Source organism: Gracilibacillus xinjiangensis, from assembly GCF_042651765.1.
In the GTDB taxonomy this organism is placed as follows: Bacteria; Bacillota; Bacilli; order Bacillales; family Amphibacillaceae; genus Gracilibacillus; species Gracilibacillus xinjiangensis.
Map to the genome: position 1 here is coordinate 572,891 of NZ_JBHSDT010000004.1, position 14,564 is coordinate 587,454.

The following is a 14,564-nucleotide window of genomic DNA, read 5'->3' on the forward strand; positions in this document are numbered from 1 at the left end:
CGCTCGTATTAGGGAAAAGTATGCTATATTAAGACAAGGAAAGGGGGGCATCAGATGGGTGTTTATCAATTAGTAATAAGTTTTCTTTTAATTTTTAATATTATATTATCTTTAGCGATCATCTTTTTAGAGAGAAAAAATGCAACATCAACATGGGCATGGATTATGGTTTTAACATTCATTCCTATTTTTGGATTTATTCTATACTTAATTTTCGGTCGAAAGCTTAGTAATAAGACGATCTTTACATGGGATACAAAGAGTAAATTAGGTGTAAAAACAGCTGTACAACACCAATTGAGAGAGATTGAATCAAAACAGTTTCAAGTAAATGATGAAAGAATGCATGCATATGAGGATTTGTTTTACTTACATTTACGGAACAATGATGCCATCTTCTCACAAGATAATGATGTAAAAGTGTTTACTGATGGGAATCGGAAGTTTAATGCACTAATAGAAGATATTGAGAAAGCAAAAGATCATATTCACTTAGTTTACTATATTGTGAGATCAGATCATTTGGGACAGCGGTTAGCGGATGTGCTGATGAGAAAAGCGCAAGAGGGTGTGGAAGTAAGGTTTCTGTATGATGATATGGGATCAAGGAAGTTAAGCCGGAAATTAATACGGAAAATGCGTCAAGCAGGGGCAGAGGTGGAAGGATTCTTTCCCCCATTAATTCCAAAAGTTAATCTGAAAATTAATCATCGGAATCACCGTAAATTGGCGATCATTGATGGAGAAATCGGCTATATCGGTGGTTTTAATATTGGTGATGAATATTTAGGTGTTGATAAACGATTTGGTTATTGGCGGGATACCCACTTAAGGGTTGTTGGCAGTGCAGTCAACCATATGCAAACACGTTTTATTCTTGATTGGAATCAGGCTTCTCGCAATGACATTGATTACCATAAGCGTTATTATGCAACAAAGCCTGCAGGTAAAATTGGTATGCAAATTGTTTCAAGCGGTCCTGATTCGGAGTGGGAGCAAATTAAGCATGGCTATATGAAAATGATTATGTCTGCAAAGAAATATATTTTTATCCAAACACCGTATTTTATTCCAGATGAGAGTCTGCTAGATGCATTAAAGATAGCATGTTTGTCCGGTGTTGATGTTAGAATTATGATACCGAACAAGCCTGATCACCCGTTTGTCTATTGGGCAACATACTCTTATATTGGTGAATTACTGAAAGCAGGGGCAACGGTTTATATTTATCAGAAGGGATTCTTACATGCTAAGATGATTATAGTAGATGGAGCCATTGCATCTGTCGGAACGGCAAATATTGATGTAAGAAGTTTCCGTCTGAACTTTGAGGTGAATGCTTTTATATATAATGAGACATTGGCAGAAATGCTTGTGGATGAATTTGAGAAAGATATGGAAAATGTAACACAACTAACTTATGCGCTATATCAAAAAAGGCCGTTATGGATTCGATTTAAAGAATCGGTATCACGGTTGATATCGCCTATTTTATAATCAGGAATGTCTGAAAGAAGGAGTTGACCGCATTGCGAGGCTTGAAAGTAGAAGGATTAACAAAAACATATGGGGAAAAAGTGCTTTTTGACAGTATCACTTTCTCCGTAAGTGAGAATGACCGGATCGGGTTGATTGGTGTAAATGGAACAGGGAAATCTACATTACTGAAAGTATTAGCAAAATTAGACACAGCTGAATCTGGCGGGATGGACCACCCAAATGATTATCGAATGGAATACTTAGATCAGGAACCGAAATTAGATAGCGGATTATCTGTCCTTGACCAGATTTATTATGGTGAGGCAAAAACAATTGTGACACTACGAAATTATGAGCGGGCTGTATTAGAATTAGAGCGGGAACCGGAGAATACGCACTTGCAGCAAAAGTTACTTCAAATGCAAGCAGAGATGGATCATCTGGATGCATGGGATGCTATGACTGTTGCAAAAACGGTACTGACTAAATTAGGGATAACGAATATGAATCAGAAGGTGGAAGAGCTTTCTGGCGGTCAGAAAAAAAGGGTGGCCATTGCAAAGGCTTTAATTCAACCAGCTGATTTATTGATTTTAGATGAGCCGACAAACCATTTAGATAATGATACGATTGAATGGTTAGAAGAATATGTACCACAATATAAAGGGGCGATATTGCTTGTAACCCATGACCGCTATTTTCTGAATCGTGTAACGAATCGGATTTTTGAACTTAGTAATGGGAATCTCTATACATACAATGGGAACTACCAAACATTTCTTGAACAAAAAGCGATGAGGGAAGAACAGGAAATACAAGCAGAGAAAAAACATCAGAATCTATTGAAAAAAGAAATAGCATGGCTTCGCAGTGGGGTAAAAGCACGAACAACGAAACAAAAGGCAAGAATTGATCGGGCAGAGCAATTAAAAGAAGTTAGTTTTCATACAAATAAGGATGAAATAGATTTTCAGGTTGGTTCCATTCGATTAGGCAAAAAAGTGATAGAGGCAGAAGGTCTGTCGAAAAGTTATCAAGGGAAGATCTTATTCCGCGATTTCGATTTCTTAATAAAACCTGGCGACCGAATCGGGATTGTTGGGGCGAATGGGAGTGGGAAAACAACTTTACTAAATATTCTGGCTGGAAAGATTACACCTGATAATGGAAAAATAGAAGTGGGTGAAACGGTTAAAATTGGCTACTATACTCAAGACCATCCTCCATTAGATGAGACGGTAAAAGTGATCGATTTAGTCAGGGAAGTAGCAGAAGTTGTCCATACAGTGAATGGGGACGTCATAACAGCAGAGCAAATGCTGGAGAGGTTTCTTTTTCCAAGATCCCAGCAATGGACATATGTGCGTAAATTGTCTGGTGGCGAACGCCGTAGATTATATTTACTGACAGTACTAATGAGAGAACCAAATGTTCTGTTTCTGGATGAACCAACCAATGATTTAGATACCGAAACTTTGGCTGTTTTGGAGGATTATTTAGAAAGCTTTCCAGGGGTTATGCTTACTGTTTCCCATGATCGCTATTTCCTTGATAAGACAATTGATCAAGTGATAGCCTTCACGGGTACCGAAACATTGACACATTTTTATGGTAACTATACAGAATTCAGGGAACAATTTAATAGGAAAGAAGTGCAAAAGAAAGAAGAAAAAGTGAATAATCAATCTCCGCGTCGCAGAAAGAAAAGACTTTCCTATCAAGACCAGCAGGAATGGGCAACAATTGAGGAAGATATTACTTCATTAGAAGAAGAACTGGAGTTAATTCAAGGGGAGATTGAAGCTGCTGGCAGTGATATCGGCAAAATTAATCCATTATTTGAAAAGCAAAATGAATTAGAAGAGCAATTAGAAATGAAAATGGAGCGCTGGGAAGAACTGTCTCTATTAGTGGAACAATTGAAGGAGGAATAACAAATGGCACAACAGCAATTATTAGAAAAATACGCAGAATTAGCATTAAAAACAGGCGTCAATTTACAAAAAAACCAGGCATTAGTGATCAACTCGTCTATTGAAGGAGTAGAATTCACTAGAATTGTTGCACGGAAAGCGTACGAGTTAGGTGCAAAAAATGTACATATTAATTGGACGGATGATGAACTGACATTATTAAAATTCCAATATGCACCGGAAGATGTATTAACAGATATTCCAGCATGGCAAGTCGAAAAACATTTAGATTTTGCAAAAGATGGAGCAGCATTACTTGCGATCCGTTCAACAAATCCTGATTTACTGAAAGATATTGACCCAGCTAAAGTTGCGAAAGCGAATAAAGCCAGCGGTGAGGCGATGAAGGAATTCCGCCAATATACAATGAATGATCGTATTGCATGGTCAATTATCTCGATTCCGACAGGTGATTGGGCGCAAAAAATCTTTCCAGAGAAATCGAAAGAGGATGCGGTGGAAAGCTTATGGGATTCCATTTTCAACATTGTCCGTGTTGACCAAGCCGATCCTGTTGCGGCATGGGAGAAGCATAACCAATTATTACATCAGGCTAGAACATTTTTAAACAAAAAAGCTTATCGTGCTTTAGTTTTCAAATCAGAAGGTACAGACATTCGCTTTGAGCTGCCAGAAGGACATATTTGGAAAGGCGGATCAGCGGAAACTACTAATGGTGTGACTTTTAATCCTAACATGCCAACAGAAGAAGTCTTTACGGTACCTCATAAATATGGCGTAAACGGTAAAGTAACAGCAACAAAGCCACTCGTATACGGCGGAAATATGATTGATGGATTCAGTTTAACATTCAAAGATGGAAAAGTAGTAGATTTCCATGCAGATAAAGGCTATGAAACATTGAAGCATTTGCTGGAAACAGATGAAGGAGCAACCCGGTTGGGTGAATTAGCATTAGTACCGCATGCATCACCAATTTCTCAGTCAGGGTTAATTTTCTATAATACACTATTTGATGAGAATGCATCATGTCATATTGCATTAGGAAAAGCCTATCCAACAAATGTGGAAGGTGGATCAGATATGAGTGACGAGGAATTAGATAAACATGGCATTAATGACAGTTTGACACATGTTGATTTTATGATTGGATCCGCTGAATTGGATATTGATGGAGAGACAGCTGATGGCAACCTTGAACCTGTCTTTAGACAAGGTGCATGGGCAATCGATTTTAATGAATAATAATAAAGGGAAAAGTCTAGCGAGTAATGGACGCTAGACTCTTTTCAACTGGCAGAGAAGGTGGGCCTGACCTGCAAGAAGAGCGCCGTGTTTGCCGGAAGTAGCCTCATTCTTGCCGCATGCTTCCCATTTCAATCCCATTTTCCATTCTTAATTAATGCTGCCCGAATCACTTCATAAGAGTACTCTTCAGGCAATTTCTCTTTCAATATTTTTAATCCCGGTTCTTCAACTTCGTCATAGACAGCCATCACCTGATCTTCTGTCTCCTCAGACACTAAACGGGACCAGTCCAGATCCATGCCCTCCTTCCCTGCTTGCATCAGATGCTGGAAAACGGTATTTTCGGCGATTTTACGAGTATTCGCAATTTCATTAATTTCATGCTTCTGTTCAACAAACAGTTCATAGCTAGTGAGATAACTGGGGCGTTTATCATTCGTCTCTTTTAGTTTTTCTCCAGCAAATTGCACCACCACTTCCAAAAATTGTTCCCCGAATTGCTCAAACTTTTTCTCACCAACACCATGGATTAAAAGCATCGCATTTTTCGATTGCGGCATCACCCTGGCCATTTCTGTTAATGATTTATCAGTAAAAACAACATATGGCGGTACTCCTTGTGAATCTGCTAATTCTTTGCGTAAGGCACGTAACTTTTCAAACAACGTCCCATCATAATCTGTGGTTTCCCTTTTCTCAACTTTTGCGACTTGCACCATAACTTGTGCTGTTCCCTTTAATACATCAACGGCACGTTTACCTAATCGTAAAACAGGAAAACGCCCTTCTTCAGAGACTAAATAATTTTCAGCAACCAAAAAGTGAATAAACTGAATTAAATCCTTCTCCGTGTAATGGGAAAGCAAACCGTATGTAGACAAACGGTCAAACCCAAACTGCTTAACCTTCTTATCATTAGAACCTTTCAAAACTTTCGCTGTAATACTTGCACCAAACCTCTCGCCCATCCTTTTCACACAAGATAGCACCATTTGTGCTTCCTTTGTCTGATCTACCTTCTCTGTCTCATCGATACAATTCGAGCATTTCCCGCAATCTTCTGCATCTGTGTCGTCATTAAAATAATCCAATACAAATTGCTGTAAGCACTGGTTGGTATGACAATAATTAATCATTGCCTGCAGCTTGCCATATTCTTGTCTTTTCTTTTCCTCCACCATTTCTGACTGTTCAATTAAATATTTCTGTGTTTGAATATCCTGCCCGGAGAATAATAAAATACAATCACTTGGCGCCCCGTCGCGCCCTGCACGCCCAGCTTCCTGATAATAACTCTCCAGATTCTTCGGTAACGCATAATGAATGACATATCGAACATTCGACTTATCAATTCCCATCCCAAATGCGTTCGTAGCTACCATCACTGTTGTATCATCCTGAATGAAAGCATTTTGTGCTTCCTTACGTGCAATCTCACTCATCCCGGCATGATACTTACTGACATTCAACCCTTTTTCCTTTAAGGAAAAATGTAACTGGTCGACCTGTTTTCTTGTAATGGCATAGATAATCCCAGGTTCATCCTTGCTGAGACGCACGAATTCTTCAATATATGCCGAACGGCTTTGGCCCTTCACGATTTTGAAGGTTAAATTATCCCTGGCAAACCCAGTTTTTACAATATGCTCATTTCTCACATTCAATAATTGCTGTAAGTCACGAATCACTTCATCTGTTGCTGTTGCCGTTAATCCCATCAATGTAGGGATATTGCTCAGCTGTTTCACTCGATTGACTACAGTTCTGTAACTTGGCCTGAAATCATGCCCCCATTGGGAAATACAATGTGCTTCATCGAAAGCTATAATCGATAAGGGAATAGAATCTAATGTACGGAGGAACCCGTCTGAATCAAAGCGTTCAGGAGCAACATAGATGAATTTATACCTTCCTTGGCGAAGAGCATTTAACCTTTCCCGTTGTTCTTCATTGGACAATGAACTATTGATAAACGTTGCAGTGATACCAAGGGATGTCAGGGCATCCACTTGATCCTTCATCAAGGAAATCAAAGGAGAAATAACTAGGGTTATTCCTTGTGAAATCAGTCCCGGAACTTGGTAACAGATCGATTTCCCACCGCCTGTAGGCATAATGGCAAGCGAGTTTATCTCTTCCATTGTTTGTTCAATTACTGTGGCCTGTCCTTTGCGGAAATCTTCATAGCCAAAGTATGTTTTCAATACATCTCTTGCTTTATTTAATGACATTTATCTCTTCCTTTATTACAGAATCTTTTGTTAATCGTTTGTTTTTCCTTATACTAGAATGCATGTTTTATCTGCTGTTAGTGTGAAGTTTATGACAGTGCGAGCAGAACTGAAAATATAAGTTTTTCTAATCATAACATTATTATTGCACATAACGGAAAAAACCTTTAATCTATAAAAACGTAATACTCTAAAAATTAATGCTTAGAATATAGATAAATGAAAGGATGAAGGAGGGATTCATTGATATGGTGGATTCATTATTATTAATTTTTATGATAATCGGAATATTAGGGATAGGTTCACAATGGATTGCCTGGAAATTTCAATTGCCAGCAATTGTTGTCATGTCCATTGCCGGTTTATTAGCAGGCCCAATTCTGGGAATAATTAATCCTGAACAAGCGTTTGGTGATCTCTATCGGCCATTTATATCTATTGCTGTTGCAATTATATTATTTGAAGGAAGTTTAAACCTGAATTTCAAAGAAGTAAAAGGCTTAGGGAAACCAGTGTTTCGGATCGTTACATGGGGAGCTTTTTTAGCCTGGATTCTTGGTTCTTTAACAGCACATTATGTAGCAGGATTGTCTTGGGCTGTGGCCTTCGTTATTGGCGGTATCTTTATCGTGACTGGTCCAACAGTCATTTTGCCATTACTAAGACAGTCAAAATTAAAACCGGTCCCAGCAAAAATTTTAAAATGGGAAGGGATTATTGTTGACCCGTTTGGCGCATTACTAGCCGTATTTGCTTTTGAAATCATCATGTTTCTATCAGCAGATTCACGAGATGCGTCCGCATTACTTCTTTTCTTATTAGCATCATTGTTTGCTGTTGTCCTTGGTTATATCTTTGGGAAAGTAATTGGCTGGGCGTTCGAAACCGGACATATCCCAGAGTTTTTGAAGTCCCCGGCAATGTTTGGTGCTGTTATTACTTGTTTTACCATTGCAGATGAAGTAAAGCATGAAACAGGGTTGTTAGCCGTAACAGCAATGGGGATGACTTTAGCTAATATGGGAATCTCTTCTATTAAAGACATGCGTCATTTTAAAGAGAACATTTCTATCCTGTTAATATCCACTGTTTTTATTCTGTTAACATCTTCTTTAACAGTGGATACTTTAATGGATGTATTCCGTCCTGAAATTATTGGCTATGTGTTGTTGATGCTATTTGTTGTCAGACCCGTATCTATATTCCTATCAACAATCAAATCAGGTTTATCTTTACAGGAAAAGACCTTAGTTGGCTGGATTGCGCCACGAGGTATTGTTGCATTAACGGTAGCGAGCTATTTTGCTAATGTGTTAGAGGATGAAGGGTTTGAAGGAGCATCCCTCGTCACATCGCTCACTTTTGCCTTAGTATTTTCAACAGTATGTGTCCACGGTTTTTCCATTGGATGGATAGCAAAGAAATTGAATCTTTCTTCACAAGGGAAACCTGGTGCAATCATTGTTGGTTCCAACCGATTTTCTGTTGCCTTAGCGAAAGTGATGGAAGAATTGAAGATACCTGTCATCGTAGTGGATTCATCTTGGGATCGACTTCACAGGGCTAGAAGGGCAGGTATTAATCATACACATGGCGAAGTATTGTCAGAGCAGATGGAATATACCATTGATTTTACGCCATATGATTATTTAATCAGTGCGACAGAATATGATTCTTATAATGCACTGGTTTGTTCGACATGTATTCCTGGATTCGGACGGAAGAATGTTTTCAGGTTGCCTCGTCAAACCCGCAGTGGTGACCATTTAGAGAATATTGACAATACAATTGGCGGAAAGGAACTATTCACACCGCCAGAGGGAATTGAGGAATTAAAATATAAATTGAAAGCCGGATATGTTTTACGTAAAACGTCTATAACAGAACAATATACCTGTGAAGAATATTTGCGCAACAAGCATAAAGAAACTGTCTTATTATTTGTTTTAAAACATTCCAAACAGATTGAATTTTTTGCTGAAGGTAATGAAACAACAGCATCAGCTGGAGATACTATCGTCAGTTTAACGCCGCCAAGCAAAGAATTTAATAAAATAAAAGAAAAATTAGAAGAAAACAAGAAAGCTAGCAACTAATATGTTGCTAGCTTTTTCGGTTTGTTTACATTGTTTGTAATTTCTTCCTTAATTCTGCAATCTCCTTCTCAATCCGTTCTAACTCTTTATCGGTAATCTCGGTTTTTCCTTTGACATATACAAGTTTCTCCATGTCTGCAGATAATCTCGTATGATCAGATTTAAGTTCTTCGATCTTATCTTCTATCTCTTTACGGTTCATTCTCTTCACCTCTATTTTTGATGAGCAATATTACTCTTTACTAAAAGACTAGCGAAAATAAATTAACTACGCAAGTTAAACTTAAATGTAAAATAAATGAATTTATTGTTAAAAATTGATAAAACCTATCAGATTTTGAGGATTATGGATTATTTTTAAGCATTTGCTAAGATATATCCACGATCAGCTTCCATTTTTTTATCAGTGGGTAATATGTCGTTTAATTCATACAAATCAGGGTATAGTAAATTTGTGAAGTTTGAAACAATTCTGTAACATTTAAAATAACAAAATTTTTCGAGCGGCATTATTTTTTTATATAGAAGGGGGAGAGAGCAGCATGAAAGTTTTTCGATTGATTGACAAAGTTGTTATGAAGTTAGAAGAGTTTATCTTAAGCTTTGCGATTATATTAATCTCTATCATGATTGTAGGAAATGTAATTGCACGCGAAATTTTTAACTCAGGCGCATTTTTCTTTGCGTATGAAGTGAGTAAATTTGCAATTGTCATCGCGACATTTATGGGAATAGGTTATGCAGCAAGGAAAGGACGACATATTAGTATGTCCGCTTTTTATGATTTTGCTCCATTTAAAGTCCGCAAAGTAATGATGATTGTTATTAATTTTGTTACAGCGATCTTCATGTTTGTAATGGCATACTATACGTACAGTTATGTCATGTTTGAATATAACACAGGCGCAATTACAACTTCTTTACAGGTGCCAAGATACTTCATGTCAGTATTTATACCAATCGGGTTTTTTGTTGCTGGCATTCAATTTATTCGTAATACCTATGTGAATTTTACTGCAAAAGCAAAAGATAAAGTTTATTTAGGTATTGATGCAGTAGATTATAATGATACCAAAGATAAAGAAGTGAAGTTGGAAGACATATCCGTTTAATTGGAAATGATCAAATCGTAGAAAGGTAAATTATTATGCTAACAACATTATTAGCCATTATGGTTGTTTTACTCTTGTTAAATTTCCCCATGATGATACCACTAATATTAGCACCTGTTGTAATAATGGTCATTTTCAATCCAGCGGTTAACATGGATTTATTGATGGGTCAGTTATTAACAGGGATCGAGTCACCAGTATTATTATGTGTCCCACTATTTATATTTGCGGCTGATATTATGACATCAGGGAAAACCTCTAATCGTTTATTAGATTTTATTGGATCATTTGTAGGGCATATCCGTGGGGGTTATGCTGTGACAACTGCTGCAGCATGTACACTGTTTGGTGCCATTTCAGGTTCGACGCAAGCAACGGTTGTAGCAATTGGCCGGCCAATGCGGGAACGTTTACTGAAAATTGGTTATAAAGATTCAAGTGCAATGGCATTGATCATAAATTCCAGTGATGTGGCATTACTCGTACCACCAAGTATTGGAATGATCATCTATGCATTGGCTGCAGGTTCAGGTGTATCTGTTGGGGATCTATTTATTGCAGGTATTATTCCAGGATTAATCGTATTCTTGTCATTTGCATTATACAGCATTATTTATGCAAAAATAAAAAATATTCCGCTAGCTGAACGTGTCAGCTGGTCGGAGCGATTAACTTATTTCAGGAAAGCATTATTACCGTTAGGTTTTCCTATAATCATTATAGGAGGTATTTACTTAGGATATTTCACACCAGTTGAAGCATCAGGTATTTCGGTATTATATGCGATTATTTTAGAAGTAATGATATTTAAAACGATACCGTGGAAAAGAATTCCTAGCATTGCACTATCCACAGGATTAGTAACATCGGCTGTTTTTATATTGGTAGCTGGTGGCCAATTGTTCACATGGGTATTAGGTTTTGCTAGAATTCCACAACAAATTACCGAAGCAGTTCTGGGGACAGATCCTAGTGCGGTGTATGTCTTATTAATGGTAAGTATTTTCTTCTTTGTTGGCTGTATGTTTGTTGATCCAATTGTTGTTATTTTAATTTTGACGCCAATCTTTGCTCCGGCAGCAGAGGCAGCAGGTGTAGATTTAATCCATTTAGGAATTATTGTAACATTCCAGGCAGCGCTTGGTTCAGCAACACCACCATTTGGTGTCGACATATTTACCGCAAGTGCGGTGTTTAAAAAGCCGTATTTAGAAGTAATTAAGAGTACGCCACCATACATTGTAATGTTACTGCTTATTGGTGTGGCACTCATACTATTTCCGGAACTATCGCTATTTCTTGTTCAATAACGTTATTTAAGTGGCTCAAAATACGCTTTTGGTCACTTAACATAAATTGATTATTAAAAAATTTAGGGGGTAATTATCATTTTTAACAAAAAGTATTTACTATTGTTGATCTCTATCTTAACACTTAGCTTTTTATTGGCAGCTTGTGGTGGAGGAGATAGTGAAGAAGGTACAGGCGGCAATGAAGGTGAAGACACAGGTACAGAAGATACTGGTTCTGAAGATACAGATGGCGGTGAAGAAGCATCTGGAGACTTTGAAGAAGCAGAGTGGGGCTTTGTTACAGAAGAGCTGGATGGTGAAGTTCAGTATGAATATGCAGAAGAATTTGCAAAACGTATTGAAGAAAAAACAGGTGGTGCCATTACTGTTCAACCATATGAATATGGTGCGCTGGGCAGTGAGGTGGACCAGGCGCAATTACTGCAGCAAGGTGGTATGCAATTAGCGATTATGTCACCAGGTTTCACAGGTGGTCAAGTTCCAGATGGTCAAATTTTCTCATTACACTATTTCTTCCCGGCAGATCCTGAACAAACGCAGGAAGTATTAACAAATAGTGAAGCATTAAATACAGATTTACGTGCCAAGTATGAAGAACATAACATTACACCACTTTCATATTGGACAGAAGGTGCAACGGCTTGGACTAGTAATGTAGGGATTGAAAAACCATCTGACTGGGAAGGTTTAAACACACGTGTACAGGAATCGCCATTAATGCGTGAGACTTATGCTGCATATGGTGCAACAGTACAGTCAATCAGCTGGGGTGAATTATACACAGCATTAGATCGTGAAACAGTTGATGCCCAGGAAAACCCGGTATTCTTTATTAACTCGGCAAGTTTCTATGAAGTACAAGATACGTTAACCATTTCTAACCATAACAACTATGTGGCAATGACAACAGTTAATACAGATTGGTACAATGGTTTAGCTGATAATGAAAAACAATTAATTGATGAAACAGTTGCAGAAATGCAAGAATGGGTATTTGAAGAACAAAAAGCACAAAATGAAGCTGGTTTAGAAGCGATTAAAGCTGATACAGAGAATCCGACAGAAATTATTGAATTAACGGAGGAACAAATCGCTGCATTTAAAGAAGTGGCAGAACCAGTTCATGAGCAATATAGAAATGGTGAATTAACGGAAGGTATTGATCCTGCTATTTATGATAAACTAAAAGAAGAAATCGCCGAAGTAACTGGTGAGTAACAGATAATTGACAAATCCCTTAGCACTGCTGAGGGATTTTCTTATTAAATGAGAACAGGATGAAAAGTTTTGAATTCCTTGAATAATCCAGTAAAATACCAAATTATCTTGAATTCGTTTTCATTGACTCTTTCCCATGAAAAAAATATACTTATACTAGGTGGGTGTAAGTATATGGTAATCCTTTGGAATATCATTACATTGATCCGTTGGTTTCTTACGGGTTCTCTAATCATTTCAAAAGGGAGAGGATATAGTGAAAACAGAAATAAGAAAATGTACGTTGGAAGATTTGCACGCTTTACAAGTTATAGGTACAGAAACGTATAGTGAAACTTACAGTCATTTGAATACTCCTGAGAATATGAATGAATATTTAGAATTAGCGTTTAATTTAGACCAACTAAAAACAGAACTGTCTAATGAAAATTCCACCTTCCTATTTTTATATGTAAATCAAGTATTAGCCGGCTATCTAAAAGTCAATGTGAATGATGCCCAGACATATCATGTAAGTGATGACGCACTCGAAATTGAACGAATATATGTGAAAAGTGTATTTCAGGAGAAGGGATTAGGTAAGATGCTTCTTCAAACAGGTATAAACATTGCAAAAGAGATAGATAAAAAAGAAGTATGGTTAGGTGTATGGCAAAAAAATAAAAATGCGTTAGATTTCCATAAGAATATGGGATTTGAAACGAGGGGGAAATACTCCTATTTTATTGGTGATGAAGAACAGGAAAATTATATTATGGTTAAAACACTATAAAGGTTATTAACCTAATAAGAATCCATCATCAATGAAAATGGATTCTTATTTCAGGTTAATAGATAAACTCCGCTATATCAAATCCGGATCTTCTTCTGGCTGTTTCCTTTTCCATTCTTGATAAAAATGACCAATAATTGTTTTGATAACTGCATATGCTGGAATGATGAATAGTAAACCTAAAAACCCGGCAATACCTCCCGCAGCTAAAATTAATGTGATAACAGTAAGTGGATGTAAGGATAGTGCACGCCCCATCACATTCGGTGAAATAAAGTTACTTTCAATTTGCTGTGCAATAAACATGACAACAGCTGCCCAGACACCAGTTAACGGGTCCTGGAATAAACCAACAATTACTGCAGGAATAGCAGATAGGAAAGGGCCCAAAAATGGGATGAAATTCATTACGACTGCAAACAATGCAAGGGATAGGGAATATTCCAACCCAATAATAATATAACCAATGTATAACATGATCCCGACACAGACGCTAACAATAAATTGTCCTTGAATAAAGGAAGCTAATGTGTGATTAATACTTGTTGCCAGTTTTCGAAAGCTGCTTGCTTTATGACGACTCAAGAATTGAGAAATAAAAGGAACGAACTTATAACCATCTTTCAACATGAAGAATAAGAAAAAGGGAATTAAGAAGAAAGCAAAAACGAAACTGAAAATCTGACCAATGACCCCAATAATCCCTGTTGTGATTGCCTCCGCATATGTACTCAAATTATCTATCATATTTTGAAAGGTGCTCTCAAATTGCGGTGGGATAATGTTTTGATTATCTTGCCATAACTCAATAAGCTGCTCCGCACTGTCTACCATTTTCGGAATATTGTTCACAAATTTTGTGAATTGTTCCTGGACAATAGGTGCAATAAATAAAACTACAAGCGTGATGACTAATAAAATTACCAGAAACGCGATAAATGTACCAATTATTCTAGGTACTTTCTTTTTCTCTAACCAATTGACAACAGGGTTCGTAATGTAGAAGATCACACCTGCTCCAATGATAGGTACAGCAATTGCACCTAAATAAGCCCCGACAGGTTCAAAAATAAATCTGGTTTTAGATATTAAATAAATTAACGTGAAAATTAAAATAGAAGTAATTAAGAAGCGAATACCCTTTTTTTCAAACAACTACAT

Annotated in this window: 11 protein-coding genes; 8 read left to right on the plus strand and 3 right to left on the minus strand. The window is 37.3% G+C overall.

The window, feature by feature from the left end:
* The first annotated feature begins 54 nt into the window (after nucleotides 1-54).
* The 3 genes from cls to ACFOY7_RS06910 are packed head-to-tail and all read left to right on the plus strand — an operon-like array spanning nucleotide 55 to nucleotide 4,658.
* Nucleotides 55-1,497, plus strand: a complete 1,443-nt coding sequence (gene cls / locus ACFOY7_RS06900; RefSeq protein ID WP_390250725.1) for a cardiolipin synthase — start codon at nucleotides 55-57, stop codon at nucleotides 1,495-1,497.
* A 32-nt stretch (nucleotides 1,498-1,529) separates the two neighbouring features.
* Nucleotides 1,530-3,413, plus strand: coding sequence for an ABC-F family ATP-binding cassette domain-containing protein (locus tag ACFOY7_RS06905; protein ID WP_390250727.1), 1,884 nt, complete (start codon nucleotides 1,530-1,532; stop codon nucleotides 3,411-3,413).
* Nucleotides 3,414-3,416: 3 nt separating this feature from the next.
* Entirely contained in the window at nucleotides 3,417-4,658 is a 1,242-nt protein-coding gene (locus tag ACFOY7_RS06910; protein ID WP_390250729.1) for an aminopeptidase, read from the plus strand.
* A gap of 131 nt (nucleotides 4,659-4,789) precedes the next feature.
* Here the strand turns inward: ACFOY7_RS06910 and recQ are convergent, their stop codons facing one another.
* On the minus strand, nucleotides 4,790-6,892 hold the full coding sequence (gene recQ / locus ACFOY7_RS06915; RefSeq protein WP_390250731.1) for a DNA helicase RecQ: 2,103 nt from the start codon (nucleotides 6,890-6,892) through the stop codon (nucleotides 4,790-4,792).
* Between the two features lie 248 nt (nucleotides 6,893-7,140).
* On the opposite strand from recQ, the gene ACFOY7_RS06920 reads away from it, so the two are divergent.
* On the plus strand, nucleotides 7,141-8,988 hold the full coding sequence (locus ACFOY7_RS06920; RefSeq protein ID WP_390250733.1) for a cation:proton antiporter: 1,848 nt from the start codon (nucleotides 7,141-7,143) through the stop codon (nucleotides 8,986-8,988).
* A gap of 25 nt (nucleotides 8,989-9,013) precedes the next feature.
* Here the strand turns inward: ACFOY7_RS06920 and ACFOY7_RS06925 are convergent, their stop codons facing one another.
* A complete protein-coding gene (locus ACFOY7_RS06925; protein WP_390250735.1) occupies nucleotides 9,014-9,190 on the minus strand; it encodes an SE1832 family protein in 177 nt (58 codons plus the stop codon).
* 340 nt (nucleotides 9,191-9,530) lie between these two features.
* Between ACFOY7_RS06925 and ACFOY7_RS06930 the strand changes: the two genes are divergently transcribed.
* The 4 genes from ACFOY7_RS06930 (at nucleotide 9,531) to ACFOY7_RS06945 (ending at nucleotide 13,403) form a co-directional block, all read left to right on the plus strand.
* Nucleotides 9,531-10,100, plus strand: a complete 570-nt coding sequence (locus ACFOY7_RS06930) for a TRAP transporter small permease (RefSeq protein ID WP_390250737.1) — start codon at nucleotides 9,531-9,533, stop codon at nucleotides 10,098-10,100.
* A 35-nt stretch (nucleotides 10,101-10,135) separates the two neighbouring features.
* Complete coding sequence (locus ACFOY7_RS06935; RefSeq protein ID WP_390250739.1) at nucleotides 10,136-11,410, plus strand: TRAP transporter large permease; 1,275 nt, start codon at nucleotides 10,136-10,138, stop codon at nucleotides 11,408-11,410.
* A 105-nt stretch (nucleotides 11,411-11,515) separates the two neighbouring features.
* Complete coding sequence (gene dctP / locus ACFOY7_RS06940) at nucleotides 11,516-12,631, plus strand: TRAP transporter substrate-binding protein DctP (protein ID WP_390250741.1); 1,116 nt, start codon at nucleotides 11,516-11,518, stop codon at nucleotides 12,629-12,631.
* A 256-nt stretch (nucleotides 12,632-12,887) separates the two neighbouring features.
* Entirely contained in the window at nucleotides 12,888-13,403 is a 516-nt protein-coding gene (locus ACFOY7_RS06945) for a GNAT family N-acetyltransferase (RefSeq protein WP_390250743.1), read from the plus strand.
* Between the two features lie 72 nt (nucleotides 13,404-13,475).
* Here the strand turns inward: ACFOY7_RS06945 and ACFOY7_RS06950 are convergent, their stop codons facing one another.
* Nucleotides 13,476-14,558, minus strand: coding sequence for an AI-2E family transporter (locus ACFOY7_RS06950; RefSeq protein ID WP_390250745.1), 1,083 nt, complete (start codon nucleotides 14,556-14,558; stop codon nucleotides 13,476-13,478).
* Nucleotides 14,559-14,564: the final 6 nt, after the last annotated feature.

Excerpts from the sequence above, each read along its gene's own strand:
- cls (WP_390250725.1), top strand. The coding sequence starts at position 55 with ATGGGTGTTTATCAATTAGTAATAAGTTTTCTTTTAATTTTTAATATT.
- ACFOY7_RS06910 (WP_390250729.1), top strand. The coding sequence starts at position 3,417 with ATGGCACAACAGCAATTATTAGAAAAATACGCAGAATTAGCATTAAAA.
- recQ (WP_390250731.1), bottom strand. The coding sequence starts at position 6,892 with ATGTCATTAAATAAAGCAAGAGATGTATTGAAAACATACTTTGGCTAT.
- ACFOY7_RS06920 (WP_390250733.1), top strand. The coding sequence starts at position 7,141 with ATGGTGGATTCATTATTATTAATTTTTATGATAATCGGAATATTAGGG.
- ACFOY7_RS06925 (WP_390250735.1), bottom strand. The coding sequence starts at position 9,190 with ATGAACCGTAAAGAGATAGAAGATAAGATCGAAGAACTTAAATCTGAT.
- ACFOY7_RS06930 (WP_390250737.1), top strand. The coding sequence starts at position 9,531 with ATGAAAGTTTTTCGATTGATTGACAAAGTTGTTATGAAGTTAGAAGAG.
- ACFOY7_RS06935 (WP_390250739.1), top strand. The coding sequence starts at position 10,136 with ATGCTAACAACATTATTAGCCATTATGGTTGTTTTACTCTTGTTAAAT.